This is a genomic window from Solwaraspora sp. WMMB335, assembly GCF_049179075.1.
In the GTDB taxonomy this organism is placed as follows: Bacteria; Actinomycetota; Actinomycetes; order Mycobacteriales; family Micromonosporaceae; genus Micromonospora_E.
In genome coordinates this window covers 3305966-3323685 of sequence record NZ_JBMHMF010000001.1, presented here as the reverse complement: position 1 = coordinate 3323685, position 17720 = coordinate 3305966, and the positions used below count along the sequence as shown (strand labels likewise).

The window sequence follows — 17720 nt, the reverse complement described above, 5'->3', positions numbered from 1 at the left end:
GGGCCGTGATCGACGCCGAACCCGCTCTGCACGAGCGCGACCTGCGCAAGTTCTCGCTGCTGTCGCAGGCAGTCAATGGAGCAGGGCTTCCGCGGTCGCGGTGTCGACGACCTGACTGCCCGGCTGGCGGCGGAGATCGCCGTGACCACGTTCCGGATAGCGATGAGGCACCTGGTCGGTACGCCGTCGGCGGGAGGCCGGGGGGCGAACGCACTATGCCTACCCTTCCGCGCTTGCGCCCTTCCCTCCGCGCGGACGTAACACAACCGCAAGCTGCGAGAAGTACGTCTTGCCGCTGGTTGCAGAAGTATCTGCGGCGGATGACGTCACAGGGAGACCAGGATGACCAGGCGCGGAGGCACGGAGACCCGGAGACCCGGGACGGTACGAGCGCGGTGATCGCCTCACCTGCTACCGAACGGTTCCGCTGGGGAAGAGCGGAGCGTCGGCGTGACACCCGACACTGACACGGGTCGGTCCGGCAACGGGGGCACCGCCGTGGTCTCCGCCCTGGCGGCCGAGGGCGTGGAGGTCGTCTTCGGCATTCCCGGCACCCACAACCTGGAGCTCTACCGGGCCCTGTCGGACACCTCGATCCGCCACGTCACGACCCGTCACGAGCAGGGCGCCGGTTACGCCGCCGACGGTTACGCCCGCGCCACCGGGCGCCCCGGCGTCTGTTTCGTCACCAGCGGCCCGGCGGTCAACAACATCGCCTCGGCCGTCGGCACCGCCCACGCCGACTCGATCCCGCTGCTCGTCGTCGCTCCCGGACCGCCGCGCGGACTGGACGGCGCCGACATCGGCAGCCTGCACGAGATGCGGGACCAGCGTGGTCACATGGCCGCCGTGGCCGAACGCAGCGTACGGGTCGACAGCGCCGCGCAGGCCGCGACCGTGATCCACGAAACCTTCGCCCGCTGGCGGACCGCCCGACAACGACCGGTGTTCCTGGAGGTGCCGCTCGACGTCCTCGCCGCCGCCTGGGACGGCCGGCACCCGCCGATGCCGGTGCCGCCGCCGACGCCGGCCGGCTCGCCCGACGATCTGGCCCGTGCCGCCGAGCTGTTGGCCTCGGCGGGCCGACCGGCCCTGCTCGTGGGGCGCGGGGCCGTCGGTGCCGCGCGCGAGGTACGCGACCTGGCCGAACTGCTGGCCGCTCCCGTCGTCACCACCGTGACCGGCAAGGGCGTGCTCGACGAAACGCACCCGCTGTCGGTCGGTGCGTCGGTGCGGCTCGGGCCCGCCCAGGAACTGCTCACCGCCGCCGACACGGTCCTGGTCGTGGGTAGCGGACTGTCCGACGCGGAGCTGTGGGGGTGGCGGCCCGAGCTGCCCGGCGCCGTCATCAGGATCGACATCGACGCCGGTGCGCTGACGAAGAACCTCGTGCCGACGCTCGCGTTGCACGCCGACGCCGGCGAGGCGTTGCACGCCCTGGCCGAGCGACTCGCGGGCGACCATCCCGCAGCGGTGCGTACGGCGACCCGACGCGTGGCATCGGAGCGGGCTGGGCGCGCCCGCGTCGCGTCGGCGGCCGTCGCGGCCCGGGACGCCGGGCCGTGGGCACGCCTCAACCAGACGCTCAGCGCCGCCCTGCCGGCCACCACCATCGTCGCTGGCGACAGCTCACAGGTGACCTACTACGGCACCGCCCATCACTGGACCGCGCGGGCGCCGATGCGGCTGCTCTACCCGACGATCTACGCCACCCTCGGCTACGGGCTCCCGGCCGGGATCGGCGCCAAGCTCGGACGACCCGCGGCGCCCGTGGTGGTGCTCGTCGGCGACGGCGCCTTCATGTTCTCCGTCGCCGAGCTCGCGACGGCTGTCGAACAAGGGATCGCGCTTCCTGTCATCGTCGTGAACAACCGCGGCTTCGCGGAGATCCGGGACGGCATGGTCGCGGCCGGCATCACCCCGGTCGCGGTGGACCTCGTGACACCCGACTTCGTGCTCCTCGGCCGCGCGTTCGGCGCGCACGGTGTGCGGGCCACCGGCATCGACGAGCTGGTCAGTGCCACTCGCCGGGCGCTCACCGCGGACCGGCCCACGGTCATCGAGGTCGACGCGGACGCCGTCGGGTGGCGGTGACGCGTCTCCTGGTTCAGAAAGTGCGCATCACGAATATTTGCGTAGCACGCATGTTGTGCTAGCGTCGGAGCATGAGCGGGTTGCGGGAACGGAAGAAGGCTGCGACCAGGGCGGCGCTGAGCTGGGCGGCGATCCGGCTGACCGTGGAGCGTGGCTTCGACAACGTGTTGGTCGACGACATCGCGCAGGCCGTAGGCGTGTCTCCTCGCACGTTCAACAACTACTTCTCCAGCAAGGCCGAGGCGATCGCGTCCCGGCACCTCGACCGCAGCCGGCGCCTGGCCGACGTGCTCCGTACCCGACCGGCCGAAGAACCACTGTGGACGTCGATTCGGGCGGCGACCCTGGCGCAGTTCGAGCCGGGCCCGGAGGTCGAGCGGTCACCGCCGGGTGACCAGGTTGACTGGGTGAGTGGGCTCAAGGTGATGCTCGCCGAGCCGGCACTGCAGGGCGAGATGCTGCGCGCCGCCGCGCTCGCCGAGGCGGAGCTGGCCGCCGCCGTCGCCGAACGTACCGGCACCGACGTCAAGCACGACCTGTATCCGGGCCTGGTCGCGGCGACGGTCAGCGCCGCGGTCAACACGGCGACGCGTCACTTCGTGTACGCCGACCCGCCCGCGTCGATGAAACACCTGCTCCTCGACGCGTTGGACCAGGTCGCAGCCGGCCTGCCGGTGCCCGAAACCCGTTGACAACGAGGGATCTTGTCATGATCGATGTGATTATCGCCGGTGCCGGTCCGAACGGCCTGATGCTCGCCTGTGAGCTGGCGCTGGCCGGCATTCGGCCGGTCGTCTGCGAGCGGTTGACCGGGCCGACCACCGAGCAGCGGGCCAACGGTCTGGTCGGCCAGGTCGTCCGGATGCTCGACCGGCGTGGCCTCTACCAGCGGATCACCGGGGATCCTGGCCCACCGCGACCGCAACCCGGCTACGTGTTCGGGGCGCTACCGCTGGATCTGCGCGCGATGCCCGACAACCCGCTGCACACGGTGGCCGTTCCGCAGGCCCGCATCGTGCGGTTGCTCACCGAACGGGCCGCCGAGCTGGGCGTGCGGGTGCGTCGCGGGTGCGCGGTGACCGGGCTGACGCGGCACGCGGACTCGGTGGCGGTGACGTTTGCCGACGGCGCGACGCTGACCTGCCGATACCTGGTCGGCGCGGACGGCGGGCAGAGCACCGTACGCAACCTCGCCGGTATCGACTTTCCCGGCGTGACCAGCGATGACTCGGTCTCCCGGACCGCCCACGTCAGCGTGCCCGCCGACGTGATCGACCCGGCGACCGGTGGCCTGGCGGTGCCCGGCTACGGCGTCGTCCCGCCGTTCCTGCACACCCGCACCGGGCGTGGGCTGGTCGCCTGGGCGCCGTTCCCCGGCCGCCCGCCGGGCATCACGACGATCGAGTGGCCAGACACGATCGAGTCGCCCGAGTCGACCGACGACGGCGGCACACCGATGACCCTCGCCGAGATGCGGGCCAGCGTCGCCCGGGTGCTCGGAGTCGACGTACCGATCGGCCCGCCGGCCGGCGACGGACCGCACCTGCTGCGCCGCCTGGTCGGCGGCAACACCCGGATCGCCGGGCGGTACCGCGCCGGACGGGTGTTGCTGCTCGGCGACGCCGCGCACGTGCACTCCGCGATCGGCGGCCCCGGGCTGAACCTGGGCCTGCAGGACGCGGTCAACCTGGGCTGGAAGCTGGCCGCGCAGCTGCACGGCTGGGCACCCGACGGGCTGCTCGACACGTACGAGGCCGAACGTCGCCCGGCCGCGCAGCGGGTGACCATGTCGACGCAGGCCCAGTCGGCGTTGATCACGCCGGGCGCGAACGTCACCGCGCTGCGGACGCTCGTCGCCGAACTCCTCGCCGAGCCGGCCGCCGCCGCGCACGTCGCCGCTCTGCTGGCAGGCGCGGACCTGCGGTACGACATGGGCGGCCCGGACCGGCCGCTGGTCGGGCGGTGGGCACCGGACCTGGTCCTGCACACCGACACCGGGGCGGTACGGCTGGCCGAGGCGACCCGTGGGGCCCGGCCGCTGCTGCTGGACGCCACCGGCACTCTCGCCGGAGTCGCCGGGGCATGGCGGGACCGGGTCGACGTGGTCCGCGCGAAGATCGAGGGGAGTACGACCCTCGCCCTGCTGCTACGCCCCGACTGCTACGTGGCGTGGGAGTCCGGCATGGACGACCCGGATCCGGACGAGCTTCGCGCCGCCCTCACTCGCTGGTTCGGCCGGCCGTAGGGCGGGAAGGGCCGACCGCCTCCCGTCGGATACGGCGCCATGTCGCCCGCCTGACGATTGGGTGTGGACGTTTTCTGGACCGCTGTGGCCGCGCCGGCCACCGCTGTTGAGTGGTGAGCCGGCGCATATGTTTCCGTTATCCCGACCTCCGCTCAGGTCAGTAGCAAATCAGAGTGACGTTCGCGGTGTAGTAGTAGTCGCTGACCGGAGTCACGTACGAACTGGCCACGAAGCAGTCGATGATCGGGGTGTAACCACCAATCCATGCCCAGTTCTCGGCCTGGTACTTGGCGCTGAGGTAGGCGCTGTTCGCGGTGCTTCCAGATCCGTAGCCGTAGTACCAGTCGACGGCCTGGACGCTGGTCGTTGTGCTGGTTGACGGCTCGGCGGCGACCGCCGCCGTCCCGGTGGCGGTCATCGTTCCCACGAGCACTGCCGCCGCGACGGCTGCTTTCACGAGAGTGCGCACGAATGTCCCCTCTCCTGGGTGGATTTGGTTACACCGTAACGGATGTATTTGCGGAGAGCAATGTCGAACGTTGCTGTTTTCGTTTACCGTGATGGTACCCGACCTGCGGCGACCATGGAAAGTCGAGATTGAATTCGTGGTTGACCAGCGATTATGTTGACTGCATTTCTTTGCATGATCTCACAAAATGACTAAACTGGGCAAGGGAGATCATTGAGGCGTTTCGACAATTGCAGGAATTCGCCGGAACTCGCGTCGAATCTCAAATCTCAGGCCGAGTCGCGCAGGATGAGTTCGGTGGGCAGCACCACGGCCGGCTCGACGGCGTCGCCGCCGGCCAGGTGCAGCAGCAGTCGGGCCAGCGTCCGGCCGATCTCCTGGATCGGTTGGCGCACGGTGGTCAGCGCCGGATCCATGTAGCGGGCCATCTCGATGTCGTCGAAGCCGATGATCGCCACGTCGTCGGGCACCCGGCGGCCGGCTCCGCGCAGCGTGCGGATGGCGCCGTGGGCCATCAGATCGGAGGCGACGAAGACCGCGTCCAGCGCCGGGTCGTCCTCGAGAAGCTGACGCATCGCGACCGCACCCGACTCACGGGTGAAGTCGCCGGCGGCGACCAGCGATCGGCCGCCGGTCTCCCGGATCACCGTACGGTAGCCGGCCAGCCGGTCCACGCCGGCGATCATGTCCTGCGGGCCGGCGATCGTCGCGACCCGTCGCCGGCCCGAGCCGAACAGGTGGCGGACCGCTCGCTCGGCACCCGCTTCGTTCTCGACGTCGACGTACGGCACTCCGGCGCTGACCTGGCCCATCGGCCGGCCGCTGCACACCACCGGCAGGCCGCTACGGGCCAGCGTGCCGGGCATCGGGTCGACACCGTGGATCGAGGCGAACATGACGCCGTCGACGTGCCGGCCCAGCGCGTACCGCTCGACCCGGTCGTGGCTGCCGACCGAGCCGGCCATCATCAGCACCAGTTGCTTGTCGGCGGCCTCCAGTTCCTGGCTGACGCCCTGGATGATGCCGGGGAAGACCTGGTCGTCGGAGAAGACCCGGGTGGCGGTCTCCGGCAGGATCAGCCCCATCGAGTCGGTGCGCTGGGTGACCAGGCTGCGGGCGGCCAGGTTGGGCACGTACCCCAGTTCCTGGACCGCCCGACGGACCGCTTCCTGGATCGACTCGGCGACCGTGGTGGAGCCGTTCACCACCCGCGAGACGGTGGCCCGGGACACGCCGGCCCGCCGGGCCACCGCCTCCAGCGTCGGTCGTTCCCTGGCCACGCTCACGCACGCTCCCCGTCTGTCGAAGGACCCGCTACCCGGTGACCGGCTCAGCCGACGCCGTTACGCCGGATCACCTCTTGGTACCACCGGGCGCTGGCCTTCGGCACCCGCCGCTGGGTCAGGTAGTCCACGTAGACGATGCCGAACCGTTTGGCGTAACCCAGCGCCCACTCGAAGTTGTCCAGTAGTGACCATACGAGGTATCCGCGCAGGTCGACACCGGCGGTGATGGCCGCATGCGCGGCCCGCAGGTGCCCGTCAAGGTAGTCGATCCGGCTGGTGTCGGCGACCTGATCGCCACCGGCGTCGGGCTGGTCGGGGAAGGCGGCACCGTTTTCCGTGATCATCAGCGGTACGCCCGGATAGTCCCGCCCCAGCTTCTCCAGCAGGGCGGTCATCCCGGACGGCTGGATCTGCCAGCCCATGTCGGTCAACGGCGGTGCCGGGGGGACGAACTCCACGCCTTCGGTACCGGGGTAGGCGTCGCTGCCCGGCGCGCCGTCGCGTCCGGCCACGTAGGTCGGCGAGTAGTAGTTGATGCCGAGCAGGTCGATCGGCTCGCCGATGATCTTCTCGTCGCCGTCGCGGATGTGCTCCACACCGGTGAACCGGCGCATATGGTCGAGCACGTCGGCCGGGTAGCCGCCGCGCAGCAACGGATCCAGGAAGATCCGGTTCTGCAGGCCGTCGACCAGGTGCACGGCTCTGGCATCGGCGTCGCTGTGCGGATCGGCCGGAGACACGGCGACCGGGTTGACGGTGATCCCGACGGTCGACGCGCCGGCGGCCCGCAGCGCCTGGTTCGCCAGGCCGTGACCGAGCAGCAGATGATGCACGGCCTGGAACGCGGCCCCGGCGTCGGCGCGGCCCGGGGCGTGTACTCCGTTGCCGTAGCCGAGGTACGCCGAGCACCACGGTTCGTTCAGCGTGGTCCAGGTGTTGACCCGGTCGCCGAGGCGCGTGTAGACGGCGCGGGCGTACTCGGCGAAGAATTCCGCGGTCTCCCGGTTGGTCCAACCGCCGCGGTCCTCCAGCGGCTGCGGCAGATCCCAGTGGTACAGCGTGACGATCGGCTCGATGCCGTGTCCGCGCAGTTCGTCGACGAGCCGGTCGTAGAAGTCCAGCCCGTACGGGTTGACCGGGCCGGTGCCGTCGGGCCGCACGCGCGGCCAGGCGATCGAGAACCGGTAGGTGTGCAGCCCGAGCTCGGCCATCAGCGCCACGTCGTCGCGATAGCGGTGGTAGTGGTCACACGCCACGTCACCGGTGTGCCCGTGGTGCACCTTTCCCGGCGTACGGCTGAAGGTGTCCCAGATCGACGGGCCGCGACCATCCTCGCGGGCCGCACCTTCGATCTGGTACGACGCGGTGGCCGCTCCCCAGATGAACGAATCGGGGAAACGTACGGGTTCTGCGGAGTTCGTCACGCCTTGACAGCACCTTCCATGATGCCGCCGATGATCTGGCGGCCGAAGATCAGGAACACGATCAGTAGTGGTAGCGTAGCGATTGCCGTACCGGTGAACACCTGGGACATGTCGGTGTAGTAGCCGTTCGACAGGGCACGCAGCGACAGCTGGACGGTCGGGTTCTCCGGGTCGTTCAGCACCGCGTACGGCCAGAGGAAGTCGTTCCACATGGTCATGAAGGTGAGCAGGCCGAGTACGGCTGCGGCGGGCCGCAGCGCCGGCAGCACCACGTTCCAGTAGATCCGCAGCGTCGTGCACCCGTCGACGCGGGCCGCCTCGATCAGCTCGGTGCTCACCGCCTGGCTGGCGTACTGCCGCATCAGGAACACCCCGAAGCCGGTGACCAGCGCCGGCACGATCACCGCGGCGAGCCGGTCGTTCCAGTCCAGCTGGGTCATCAGCATGTAGAGCGGGATGACGCCCAGCTGGGTGGGCACCATCATGGTCGCGATGATCACCAGCAGCAGCGCGTTGGCGCCCTTGAACCGCAGCTTCGCGAAGGCGAACCCGGCGAGCGACGAGAAGAGCACCACCGACACGGTGACCGTGCCGGCGACGATCGCCGAGTTGAGCATGCCGGTGAGGAAGTACGCGTCGGTGTTGCCCAGCAGCCGTTCGATGTTGGCCGGCAGGTTGCCGCCGGGGGTGACCGGCGGCGGCACCTCGCCCATCGCGTCACTGGACCGGGTGGCGACGACGAACATCCAGTAGATCGGGAAGACCGACATCAGCCCGGCGACGATCAGTGTCGCGTAGGTCAGCTTGCTGGCGCTCCACAGGTGCTGGCTGGGTCTCGCGCTTGTGCCCCGCACCGTCACGCCCCCTTCCGGTTGCCGTTGCCGAGCCGGCGGATCACCAGCACGTTGATCAGCGATATGACGACGATCAGGGCGAACAGCATCCAGGCGACCGCCGAGCCGTACCCGAAGTTGAAGTGCGGCGCGAAGGCGTTCTCGAACATGTACATGGTCATCGTCTGGGACTCGCGCAGCGGCCCGCCGCGGATCGGGTTGGTGCCGGAGTTGAACAGCAGGGGCTCGGTGAACAGTTGCAATCCGCCGATGGTGGAGATGATGACGCAGAAGATGATGGTCGGCCGCAGCATCGGGACGGTGATCGACCAGAACTGCCGGGTGGGACGGGCGCCGTCGATCGCCGCCGACTCGTACAGGTCGCGGGGGATGGACTGCATCGCGGCCAGGAAGATCAGCGCGTTGTAGCCGGTCCACCGCCAGTCGACCATGGTGGAGATGGCCACCCAGGAGGCGAGCTTGTTGTTGCGCCAGTCGATGGCGTCGACGCCGACCAGGTCCAGCGCCCAGTTGATCATGCCGAACTCACGGCTGAACAGTTGCCCGAAGACGATCGCCACGGCCGCGGTCGAGGTGATGTTCGGGATCAGGACGCTCATCCGGAACGACGTGCGGGCGCGCAGTTGCCGGTTGAGCAGGTGGGCCAGCCAGAGCGCGAGCAGCAGTTGCGGCACCGTCGAGATGACGAAGATGCCCACTGTGTTGACCACCGAGTTCCAGAAGTCGGCGTCACCGACCAGCTGAGTGTAGTTGTCCAGGCCGACGAACGGGTGGTCGGCGCCGAGCAGGTCCCAGTCGTGCAGCGACACCCAGAACGTGTAGACCAGGGGATAGGCGCCGAAGATCGCGAACAGGACGAAGAACGGCGCGATGTACAGGTACGGCGAGGCCTTGGTGTCCAGCCGGTCCAGCCACACCCGGCGCCGCGCCGGCGGCGGCTCGGGCTGTCGCCGGGCCGGCCGGGTGGTGCCGGCCGGGGCGGGGCTGGCGGCGTCGTCCGCCGCGTCCGCCGCCACGCCGGTCGGCACCACCCGGCCGGTGGTCACTTCTCGGCCGCCTTCTTGGCGTTGTTCACCGCGTCGGTCCAGCCTTCCTCCGGCGTACGCTGGCCCAGCTCGACCGTGCGGACGGCGTTCTCCACCTCGGTGCGGACCGCCTGGTTCTTCGGTCCCATGTAGACCGGCTTGAGGCTCTTGGCGCCCTCACCGAAGATCTTGCCGACCGGGGCGTCGTTGAAGTACTCGTTGGTCGACTCCAGGATCGCCGGGTCGTCGAGCGCCTGCGGCGACGACGGCAGCGGGCCCTTGGCCTCGAACGCCGCGATGTGCCCCGCCGGGCTGGTCAGGAACGTCGCCAGCTTGACCGCTTCCTCCTGGTGCTCGCTCTGCGCCGGCACGGCGAGGAACGACCCGCCCCAGTTGCCGCCGTCGCCGGGCACGTCGGCGATGTCCCACTTGCCGGCCGCCTCCGGACCCGCGTTGCCCTCGATCACCCCGGTCATCCAGGCCGGGCAGGCGATGGTGGCGAACTTGGCCTGCTTGAACGCGGCCACCCACTCGTCGGACCAGGCGCCGTACTTGCCGGACAGATCCGAGTCGATGATGTCCATGGTGATGTCCCAGGCCTGCTCGACCGCCGGGTTGGTGTCCACCACCAGGTTGTCGTCCAGGTCGTAGTAGTGGTAGCCCTGGGCGGCACCGGCGGTCTGCAGCACGATGGTGTTGAAGGTGTTGGTCGCGGCGTCGAGGAACGACGCCCCGGTCTCGGCCTCGACGAACCGCTCGCCGACGGTGATGTAGTCGTCCCAGGTCGGCCAGAGCGCGGAGACCTCCTCCCGGTCGGTGGGCAGCCCGGCGGCCTCGAACAGGTCGGTGCGGTAGCACATGGCCATCCCGCCGACGTCGGTGCCGAGCCCGATCAGGTGGCTGCCGTCGGCGGTCAGCCCCTGGTCCCACTTCCACTCCATGAAGTTGCTCTCAAGCTCGGCGGCGCCGTGGTCGAGCAGGTTCACGAAGTTCTGCGGGTTGGCCTTGTACTCGACGAGCAGCCCCTCCTCGATGGCGACGACGTCGCCGGCGCCCTTGCCGGCGGCCAGCCACTGGGTCAGCTTGGGGGAGTACTCGTCGAGGTTGCTGCCGGTGCCCCGTTCAACGATCTTGATGCCGGGGTTCTCGGCCTCGTACTGCTTGTACAGCTCTTCGTAGCCGAACTGGCCGAACACGTCGACGGTGAGGGTGATGGTGCCGTCGTCGGCGGTGTCGTCGCCGCCGCAGCCGGTGGCTGCGACGAGCACGGTGACTGCCGCGGCGGTCGCGGTGACCAGCCGGCGGCGTTGGTTGGCGCCCATGGATTGACCCCTCTTTCGGTCCAGGCATGGTGGGGTGCGGGAAACTGCGCTGGTTGGTGGCGCCCACGCGCGCTCGCCGGACCGGTTGCCGACGATGCTTGAGAGCGCTCTCACGAGAGTGGGACGCCGGTGACCATGATGTCAAGAGAGCGCTCTCAGAAAGTTGCCAGCACGTTACATGCCACGCCTGGAAGCCTCGGCCTCAGCCGACGCGGAGCGAGTTCAGCAGGGCGACGTCGCCGGAGATGTCCAGTACGTCGAGCCGGATCCGCCCCCACAAGCCGAGAAGCAGGTCGCTCGCGGTGCCCGAGGCCACCGTGCGGGTGTGGTGGTCGTCGGAATCGAGGATCGTGTCGGTGTCCAGCAGGGCCATGCCCTCGCCACGCAGCCGCACGTACCACTCGTGCTCCGCGTCGGTCGCCACCAGGTGCACCACGCCGTACGCCGGCTTCGGGCCACGCCCGCGACCCGCCGGCAGCCAACTGTCCAGCACCTCACTGATGCCGTCCGCGGCCAGCTTCGTCTCGATCGGCTCGACCCCGGCAATCGCCATCTGCGCGTCCCACCGGTGCACCGCGGTCTCGTGCGCCATCCGGCGTGGCCAGAAGCCCACCTTTTTGGCCTGCGGCGCCCAGTTCCAGGCCGGCATCTCCGGATCCAGCCCGTCCAGCAGCGTGACCAGCGTGTCGAATTCCTGCTGCCACCAGACGACCGCCTCGTCCCCACCCGGCCGACCAGTCATGTCGGAACGCCCGGACGGTGGGTCGGTGACCCCACGCGCCACTATCTCGTGCACCCAGGAATACAGCGCACCCAGGTGGTGGACCAGGTCGAGCACCGTCCAATCCGGGCAGGACGGCACCGGTGCGTCCATCGGTGCCTCGGTGATCGCGGCGCGGAAAGTCGGACCCTCGGTCCGCAGCGCACCGAGCCAGAAGTCCTTGGTGCCGTGCAGCCTGCTCATCGCGATCCTCCGGGTCGAGCTGACAGCCAGTGGCGTGGTGCGGGTCGAGTTCAGCCTAGGGTGAGGGGCGTGCCTGACGTTAGTGCCCACGCGCCATCTGCTGAAGACCCGACGGCCCTTGCGCCGTTGGCACGCTATACGACGCTCGCGCTGGGTGGACCGCCCGCCCGGCTCGCCGAGGCGACCAGTGCCGACGAACTCGTCGAGGCCGTGGTCACCGCCGGCCGGCGCGGCGAGCCCGTGCTGGTGCTCGGCGGCGGCAGCAACGTGGTGATCGGTGATGACGGCTTCCCCGGCACAGTCATCCTGGTCCGCTCCCGTGGCCTGCGAGTGGTCACCGAGGACGCCACCACGGTCACCGTCCGGGTAGCGGCCGGCGAGCCGTGGGACGAGCTGGTGGCGGCTACCGTCGCCGCCGGCTGGTCCGGGGTGGAGTGCCTGTCCGGCATCCCCGGGGCGACCGGTGCCACCCCGATCCAGAACGTCGGCGCGTACGGCCAGGAGGTCGCCGAGACCATTCAGAAGGTGCACGTGTACGACCGGCTCACCGGCGAGCGGGGGGCGTTGCCCGCCGCCGAGTGCCGGTTCGCGTACCGGGAGAGCTTGTTCAAACGCAACGACCGCTACCTGGTGCTCGCGGTCGACTTCCGGTTGACCCGCAGCGAACGGTCGACCCCGATCCGGTACGCCGAACTCGCCCGTGCCCTCGACGTCGCCCCGGACGACCGGGTCCCGCTGGCCGACGCCCGTGCGGCGGTGCTGCGGCTGCGGGCCGGCAAGGGCATGGTGCTCGACACAACCGACCCGGACACCCGCTCGGTCGGTTCCTTCTTCACCAACCCGGTGCTGGACGTCGCCGCCGCCGAGCGGTTGCGCACGCGGACCGGCGCGTCCGGTGTCGGCGAACCAGCGGCCTGGCCCGGCCCGGACGGCTCGCTCAAGGTCAGTGCCGCCTGGCTGATCGACCGAGCTGGATTCGCCAAGGGCTACCCCGGTCCGGACACCCCGGTCGGCATCTCGGGCAAGCACACCCTGGCGTTGACCCACCGGGGCGGTGGCAGCACCGCCGCGTTGTTGGAACTGGCCGGCACCATCCGCGACGGGGTACGCCAGCGTTTCGGCGTCACCCTGCGGCCCGAGCCGGTGCTGGTCAACTGCGTGCTGGACTGAGCCGTCCGCGTGCCGGACCGGCCAACAGGTGGTCAGTCGGTCGCGGGGGCCACCGCCGGCCAGGGGACGGTCAACTCACCCTGTCGCCACCGGGCCGGCCGGTCCAGCACCGGCCAGCCACCGTCGCGCAGCGCGGCCACCGTCCGCAGCCAGCGCTGCCGTGGCCCGTACGGCGCGTAGCCGGCAGCCGCCTGCCAGCTCCGGTCGAGCGCCTGGAGCAGCGCGTGTACCCGTTCACCTGGCACGTTGCGGTGGATCAGTGCCTTGGGCAGGCGCTGTGCCAGCACCGCCGGTCCGCCGGTGTCCGGCTCGGCCAGGCTGGCCAACCTGGCCGCCAGGGTGAGTGACCGTGGGCCGGACCGGTCCAGCAGCACCCAGGTGGCGATCCGGCCCAGCTCGTCGCAGGTGCCTTCGACCGCCAGCCCGTCCGGGGCCAACGCCGCCCGTATCGTCGCCCACGCCTGCGTGACCTCCTCCTCGGCGTACTGGCGGAGCACGTTGAACGCGCGGACCAGCACCGGCCGCAGCCCGGCGAGCTCGAACCCACCAGATGCGAAGGCAAGTGCCGGTGGCGCGGCGGCCGGCTGCGCCTCGGCGACCCGCAGCGGGTCGATATCGAGGCCGATCACCCGTACGTCCGGACGCACCGCTGCCCGCAGCCGGTCGGCCAGTTCGACCGTGGTCACCGGGCTGGCGCCGAAGCCGAGGTCGACGACGAGCGGGTCGGCCGCGGCGGAAAGGGCGGGGCCGCACCGGTGGACGATCCAGCGGTCGGCCCGACGCAGTCGGTTGGCGGTGGTGGTGCCGCGGGTGATCGCACCTACCGGACGCGGTCCGTCGGCGCACCACGTCCCGGGTGACGACCCGCTGGCGCGCGGCGTCCCAGGTCGGGGAGTGCCCGACGTACTCACCCGGGCAGCACCCGGTGCACCTTGTGCTGGGCGGCCTGGGCGAGCGGCCGGACCACCAGCCGGTCGATGTTGACGTGCTGCGGGCGGGTGGCGCACCACGCGATGCAGTCGGCGATGTCGGCGGCGACCAACGGCTCGGCGACGCCCTCGTAGACCTTGGCCGCGCGTTCGGCATCGCCGCCGAACCGGACGAGACCGAACTCGTCGGTGCGGACCATCCCCGGGTCGATCTCGACCACCCGGACCGGGCGACCGCACAGCTCCAGCCGCAGCGTCTCGGCCAGCGCGGTCTGCCCGTGCTTGGCGGCGGTGTACCCGCCACCGCCCTCGTAGACGATCTGGCTGGCGGTCGAGCCGACCACCACCACGGTGCCGGCTCCGCTCGCCTGCAGTGCCGGTAGCAGTGCCTGGGTGACTCGCAGCGTGCCGAGCACGTTCACCTCGTACATCCAGCGCCAGTCGGCCACCGAGCCGGACTCGACCGGGTCCATCCCGAGTGCCCCACCGGCGTTGTTCACCAGCAGGGTGGCCGTGCCGGGCAGGTCGGCGACAGCCTCGGCCAGCGCGGCCACGCTCGCGTCCTCGGTGACGTCGCAGACAACGGCGGTGGCCGCGCCGCCGGCGCGGCTGATCGTGGCGACCAGGTCGGCGAGTCGGTCGGCACGGCGGGCGGTGGCGAGCACGTGGAAGCCCTCGGCGGCCAGCCGGTGCGCGGTGGCTGCCCCGATTCCACTGGATGCTCCGGTGACGATGGCAATCGGCGTCATCCCGTCATTGTCGCTGTCCGCTCGTCGCGGCCGGCAGGCGTATGGCAGGGAGAGGTGGATCACCCCGCCCGCCGGGGCCCGGCATGGCGCGGGAGCGATCGGGAAGATGTGGCGGGCCGTACTGGTTGCTGCCGGTGGCTGTCGTCAGGGCCTTGTCGGAGGGAGCAGGACGTGGTGCGAGCGGGCGAGGTCGGGCAGCGCAGTCCCCAGCCGTGGCCGATCCCGCGCCGGATCGCGACGCTTTCGGTGCATACGTCCCCGCTGGATCAACCGGGCACCGGGGACGCCGGCGGCATGAACGTCTACATCGTGGAAGTGTCCCGGAGGCTGGCCGAGGCAGGTGTCGAAGTCGAGATCTTCAGCCGGGCCACCGCCAGCGGTCTGCCGTCGGTGGTGGAGATGGCGCCCGGCGTCCGAGTGCGGCACATCATCTCGGGGCCGTTGGAGCCGCTGCCCAAGGAAGACCTGCCGGCGCAGATGTGTGCGTTCACCGCCGGAGTGCTGCGCGCCGAGGCTGCGTACGCGCCCGGCCACTACGATCTGGTCCACTCCCACTACTGGCTCTCCGGCCAGGTCGGCTGGCTGGCCAAGGACCGCTGGGGGGCGCCACTGGTACACACCGCGCATACCCTGGCCAAGGTGAAGAACGCCCAGTTGGCGTTGGGTGACCGGCCGGAGCCGGCGGCTCGGATCGTGGGTGAGGAGCAGGTGGTGGCCGAGGCCGATCATCTGGTGGCGAACACCCGCACCGAGGCAGCCGATCTGATCGACCGGTACGGAGCCGACCCCGGCCGGGTGACGGTGGTGCAGCCCGGCGTCGACCTGGACCGGTTCCGTCCGGCGCCCGCGGGGCAGGCGGTGGCGGACCGGCAGGCGGCCCGCCGCAGGTTCGGCCTGCCACCGGGTGGCCACCTGGTGGCGTTCGTCGGCCGGATCCAGCCGTTGAAGGCTCCGGACGTCCTGTTGCGCGCGGTCGCCGCACTGCGTCGCCGGGAGCCGGCCGCTGCGGTCGATCTGCGTGTGGTGGTCGCGGGCGGGCCGAGCGGTAGTGGGCTGGACGAGCCCGGTGCCCTGATCGATCTGGCGAAGGCGTTGGCGATCGACGACCTGGTCTCGTTCCTGCCGCCGCTGGGCGGGGCGGACCTGCCGGCGCTGTTCCGGGCCGCCGACCTGGTCGCGGTGCCGTCGTACAACGAGTCCTTCGGGCTGGTGGCGTTGGAGGCGCAGGCCTGCGGGACGCCGGTGCTGGCCGCCTCGGTAGGTGGCCTGGTCACGGCGGTCCGTGACGGGCACAGCGGGGTACTGGTCGACGGGCACGACCCGGACGACTGGGGGCGTGTCATCGGCACCTTGCTCGCCGCGCCGCGGCTACGCCGACGACTCGGCCAGGGTGCGGTCACACACGCCCGGCAGTTCTCCTGGACTCGCACTGCGGCCGGGTTGCTCGACGTCTACGGTGAGGCGGTGTGCAAGCACCGCGCGGCGGTCACCAGCGGGATGTGCCGGCAGGCGGCAGAGCTCTCGGCGAGCATCCGCTGACGCGTACCGGCGGTCGGGAGGACCATGGGCAGGCGAGCCGAGGTGGCCGCGTTGATCGAGTCGGTCTGCGCGGAACAGGACCTGGCCTGGGAATCGACCGGTGATTTCGGGTACGCGGTGACGCTGCCCGGCACTCACAAGCTGAAGACGATCTGCAATCTGATCGTCGGCGAGCACGCGCTACGGGTCGAGGCATTCGTGATGCGCCAGCCCGACGAGCGCCGCACCGAGCTGTGGACCTGGCTGCTGCAGCGCAACGCCCGGATGTACGCCGTCGCCTTTTCGATCGATGCGGTGGGCGACGTCTACCTGACTGGTCGTATCGGTCTCGCCGGAGTGACCGAGGACGAACTCGACCGGATACTGGGCGCGGTACTGGCATACGCCGACGAGTCGTTCGACACGATGCTGGAGATTGGCTTTGGTATGGCGATCCGCCGCGAGTGGGAATGGCGGGTCAAGCGAGGTGAATCACTGACGAACCTGCAGGCGTTTGCACACCTTTTCGACAGTAAGCCAGCAGAAGATCCGGGTTTGTAGACAACCAGTCGGGTACTGCTCGCATAGTGGCGTAACCGTCGCCCACTGCCCCCCGCAGGTCACTGTCAAGGGAGTGAGCAGACCATGCCTCAGCAGACCAGGGTCCGTCGCGGCAAGTCCGGGTCGAACGGGCGGACGCAGGCCAACCGCAGCGCGGGTACGGCGCGCGGTGCCACCTCGACCGTCGCCCGAGCCAACGGCCGCATCCGGGAGAGCGACCTCACACACCTACGGGTCGACCAGTTGCGGGCACAGCTGCGCAGCCGCGGTGTGACCGGCACCTCCAATCTGCGGAAGCCGGAACTGATCAAGTCGCTGGCGCAGGCGATGCGACGCGGTACCCCGGCCCGTGCCCAACAGGCGTCGCGCCCGAGGAACGGCGCTCCGGCTGCCCGCCGTAACGGGTCGAACGCCCGCAAGAGCACGGCGGGCACGGCTGGCAAGAGCACGGCTGGCGGGGCCCGCAAGAGTGCGGCGGGCAGGGCTCGTAAGAGTGCGGCGGGCACGGCTGGCAAGAGCACGGCGTCGGCGCGGAAGAGCACAAGCGCCGCGCGTAAGAGCAGCACGCCGGCGCGCAAGAGCACCACGGCGGCGGGTCGTGGCGGCGGGACCGCTACCCGCAAGAACGGCTCGGGTGCTCGGAAGAGCGCCACCACTGGCGCGGGCAAGATCCGCACCGGCGGATCGTCGTCGCGTTCGCTGCGGTACGCGCAGCGAATCGATGATCCGCGGCAGCACGCCGAGCGGGCGGGACGCAGTCTGGTGACCACCGACCACGAGGTGATCCGCCAGTGGGCCGAGGCGCGCGGAGGCCGACCCGCGACGGTCGGTGCCCCGCGCGACGGGCGGGCCAGCGTGCTGCGGTTCGATTTTCCGGGCTATGGCGGCGCCAATCTGCGGCCTATCTCCTGGAACGAGTGGTTTGAGACGTTTGATCTGCGGCGACTCAACTTCATCTACCAGGAACAGCGCACTGATGGTACGCAGAGCAATTTCTTTCGGCTCGAATCGCCCGACCGGGAGGATGCCTGACCGTACATTTCCCGCTACTCGCGGGTGTCCGTTGGGTTTAAACCTAGCTGGTCACGCTGGTTCATGTGATTGGCGGTA

Annotated in this window: 16 protein-coding genes; 7 read left to right on the top strand and 9 right to left on the bottom strand. The window is 70.2% G+C overall.

From position 1 onward, the window contains the following. Nucleotides 1-450: 450 nt before the first annotated feature. The 3 genes from ACN27F_RS14300 (at nt 451) to ACN27F_RS14290 (ending at nt 4339) form a co-directional block, all read left to right on the top strand. Complete coding sequence (locus ACN27F_RS14300) at nt 451-2094, top strand: 5-guanidino-2-oxopentanoate decarboxylase (RefSeq protein WP_421433914.1); 1644 nt, start codon at nt 451-453, stop codon at nt 2092-2094. A 71-nt stretch (nt 2095-2165) separates the two neighbouring features. Continuing rightward, nucleotides 2166-2786, top strand: a complete 621-nt coding sequence (locus tag ACN27F_RS14295) for a TetR family transcriptional regulator (protein WP_421433913.1) — start codon at nt 2166-2168, stop codon at nt 2784-2786. Between the two features lie 17 nt (nt 2787-2803). Continuing rightward, a complete protein-coding gene (locus ACN27F_RS14290; RefSeq protein WP_421433911.1) occupies nt 2804-4339 on the top strand; it encodes an FAD-dependent monooxygenase in 1536 nt (511 codons plus the stop codon). A gap of 157 nt (nt 4340-4496) precedes the next feature. Here the strand turns inward: ACN27F_RS14290 and ACN27F_RS14285 are convergent, their stop codons facing one another. The 7 genes from ACN27F_RS14285 to ACN27F_RS14255 form a co-directional block, all read right to left on the bottom strand. Beyond that, nucleotides 4497-4808: a hypothetical protein gene (locus ACN27F_RS14285; protein ID WP_421433909.1), complete on the bottom strand. Its 312-nt coding sequence runs from the start codon at nt 4806-4808 to the stop codon at nt 4497-4499. A 269-nt stretch (nt 4809-5077) separates the two neighbouring features. Next, nucleotides 5078-6088 (bottom strand): LacI family DNA-binding transcriptional regulator, encoded by a 1011-nt coding sequence (locus ACN27F_RS14280; RefSeq protein ID WP_421440204.1) that lies wholly within the window; start codon nt 6086-6088, stop codon nt 5078-5080. A gap of 50 nt (nt 6089-6138) precedes the next feature. Further along, nucleotides 6139-7518: a GH1 family beta-glucosidase gene (locus tag ACN27F_RS14275; RefSeq protein WP_421433908.1), complete on the bottom strand. Its 1380-nt coding sequence runs from the start codon at nt 7516-7518 to the stop codon at nt 6139-6141. After that, nucleotides 7515-8288 (bottom strand): carbohydrate ABC transporter permease, encoded by a 774-nt coding sequence (locus ACN27F_RS14270; RefSeq protein WP_421440202.1) that lies wholly within the window; start codon nt 8286-8288, stop codon nt 7515-7517. Before ACN27F_RS14270 ends, ACN27F_RS14275 begins: the two co-directional genes overlap by 4 nt. Nucleotides 8289-8374: 86 nt before the next feature. Continuing rightward, nucleotides 8375-9289, bottom strand: a complete 915-nt coding sequence (locus ACN27F_RS14265; protein WP_421440200.1) for a carbohydrate ABC transporter permease — start codon at nt 9287-9289, stop codon at nt 8375-8377. A gap of 125 nt (nt 9290-9414) precedes the next feature. Next, a complete protein-coding gene (locus ACN27F_RS14260; RefSeq protein ID WP_421433907.1) occupies nt 9415-10719 on the bottom strand; it encodes an ABC transporter substrate-binding protein in 1305 nt (434 codons plus the stop codon). Between the two features lie 202 nt (nt 10720-10921). After that, nucleotides 10922-11683, bottom strand: coding sequence for a maleylpyruvate isomerase N-terminal domain-containing protein (locus tag ACN27F_RS14255; protein WP_421433906.1), 762 nt, complete (start codon nt 11681-11683; stop codon nt 10922-10924). Between the two features lie 69 nt (nt 11684-11752). On the opposite strand from ACN27F_RS14255, the gene ACN27F_RS14250 reads away from it, so the two are divergent. Then, on the top strand, nt 11753-12853 hold the full coding sequence (locus ACN27F_RS14250; protein ID WP_421433905.1) for a UDP-N-acetylmuramate dehydrogenase: 1101 nt from the start codon (nt 11753-11755) through the stop codon (nt 12851-12853). A 32-nt stretch (nt 12854-12885) separates the two neighbouring features. Here the strand turns inward: ACN27F_RS14250 and ACN27F_RS14245 are convergent, their stop codons facing one another. Both ACN27F_RS14245 and ACN27F_RS14240 read right to left on the bottom strand, forming a co-directional pair. Continuing rightward, the gene (locus tag ACN27F_RS14245; RefSeq protein WP_421440198.1) at nt 12886-13668 is read right to left on the bottom strand and encodes a class I SAM-dependent methyltransferase; all 783 of its coding nucleotides are present in this window, start codon (nt 13666-13668) and stop codon (nt 12886-12888) included. A gap of 92 nt (nt 13669-13760) precedes the next feature. Beyond that, complete coding sequence (locus ACN27F_RS14240; protein WP_421433904.1) at nt 13761-14531, bottom strand: SDR family oxidoreductase; 771 nt, start codon at nt 14529-14531, stop codon at nt 13761-13763. A gap of 171 nt (nt 14532-14702) precedes the next feature. On the opposite strand from ACN27F_RS14240, the gene mshA reads away from it, so the two are divergent. From mshA to ACN27F_RS14225, 3 genes are all read left to right on the top strand, one after another. Further along, nucleotides 14703-16070 (top strand): D-inositol-3-phosphate glycosyltransferase, encoded by a 1368-nt coding sequence (gene mshA / locus ACN27F_RS14235; RefSeq protein WP_421433903.1) that lies wholly within the window; start codon nt 14703-14705, stop codon nt 16068-16070. A 24-nt stretch (nt 16071-16094) separates the two neighbouring features. Next, the gene (locus ACN27F_RS14230; RefSeq protein ID WP_421433902.1) at nt 16095-16610 is read left to right on the top strand and encodes a YbjN domain-containing protein; all 516 of its coding nucleotides are present in this window, start codon (nt 16095-16097) and stop codon (nt 16608-16610) included. Nucleotides 16611-16694: 84 nt separating this feature from the next. Further along, nucleotides 16695-17642, top strand: coding sequence for a hypothetical protein (locus ACN27F_RS14225; protein WP_421433900.1), 948 nt, complete (start codon nt 16695-16697; stop codon nt 17640-17642). Nucleotides 17643-17720: the final 78 nt, after the last annotated feature.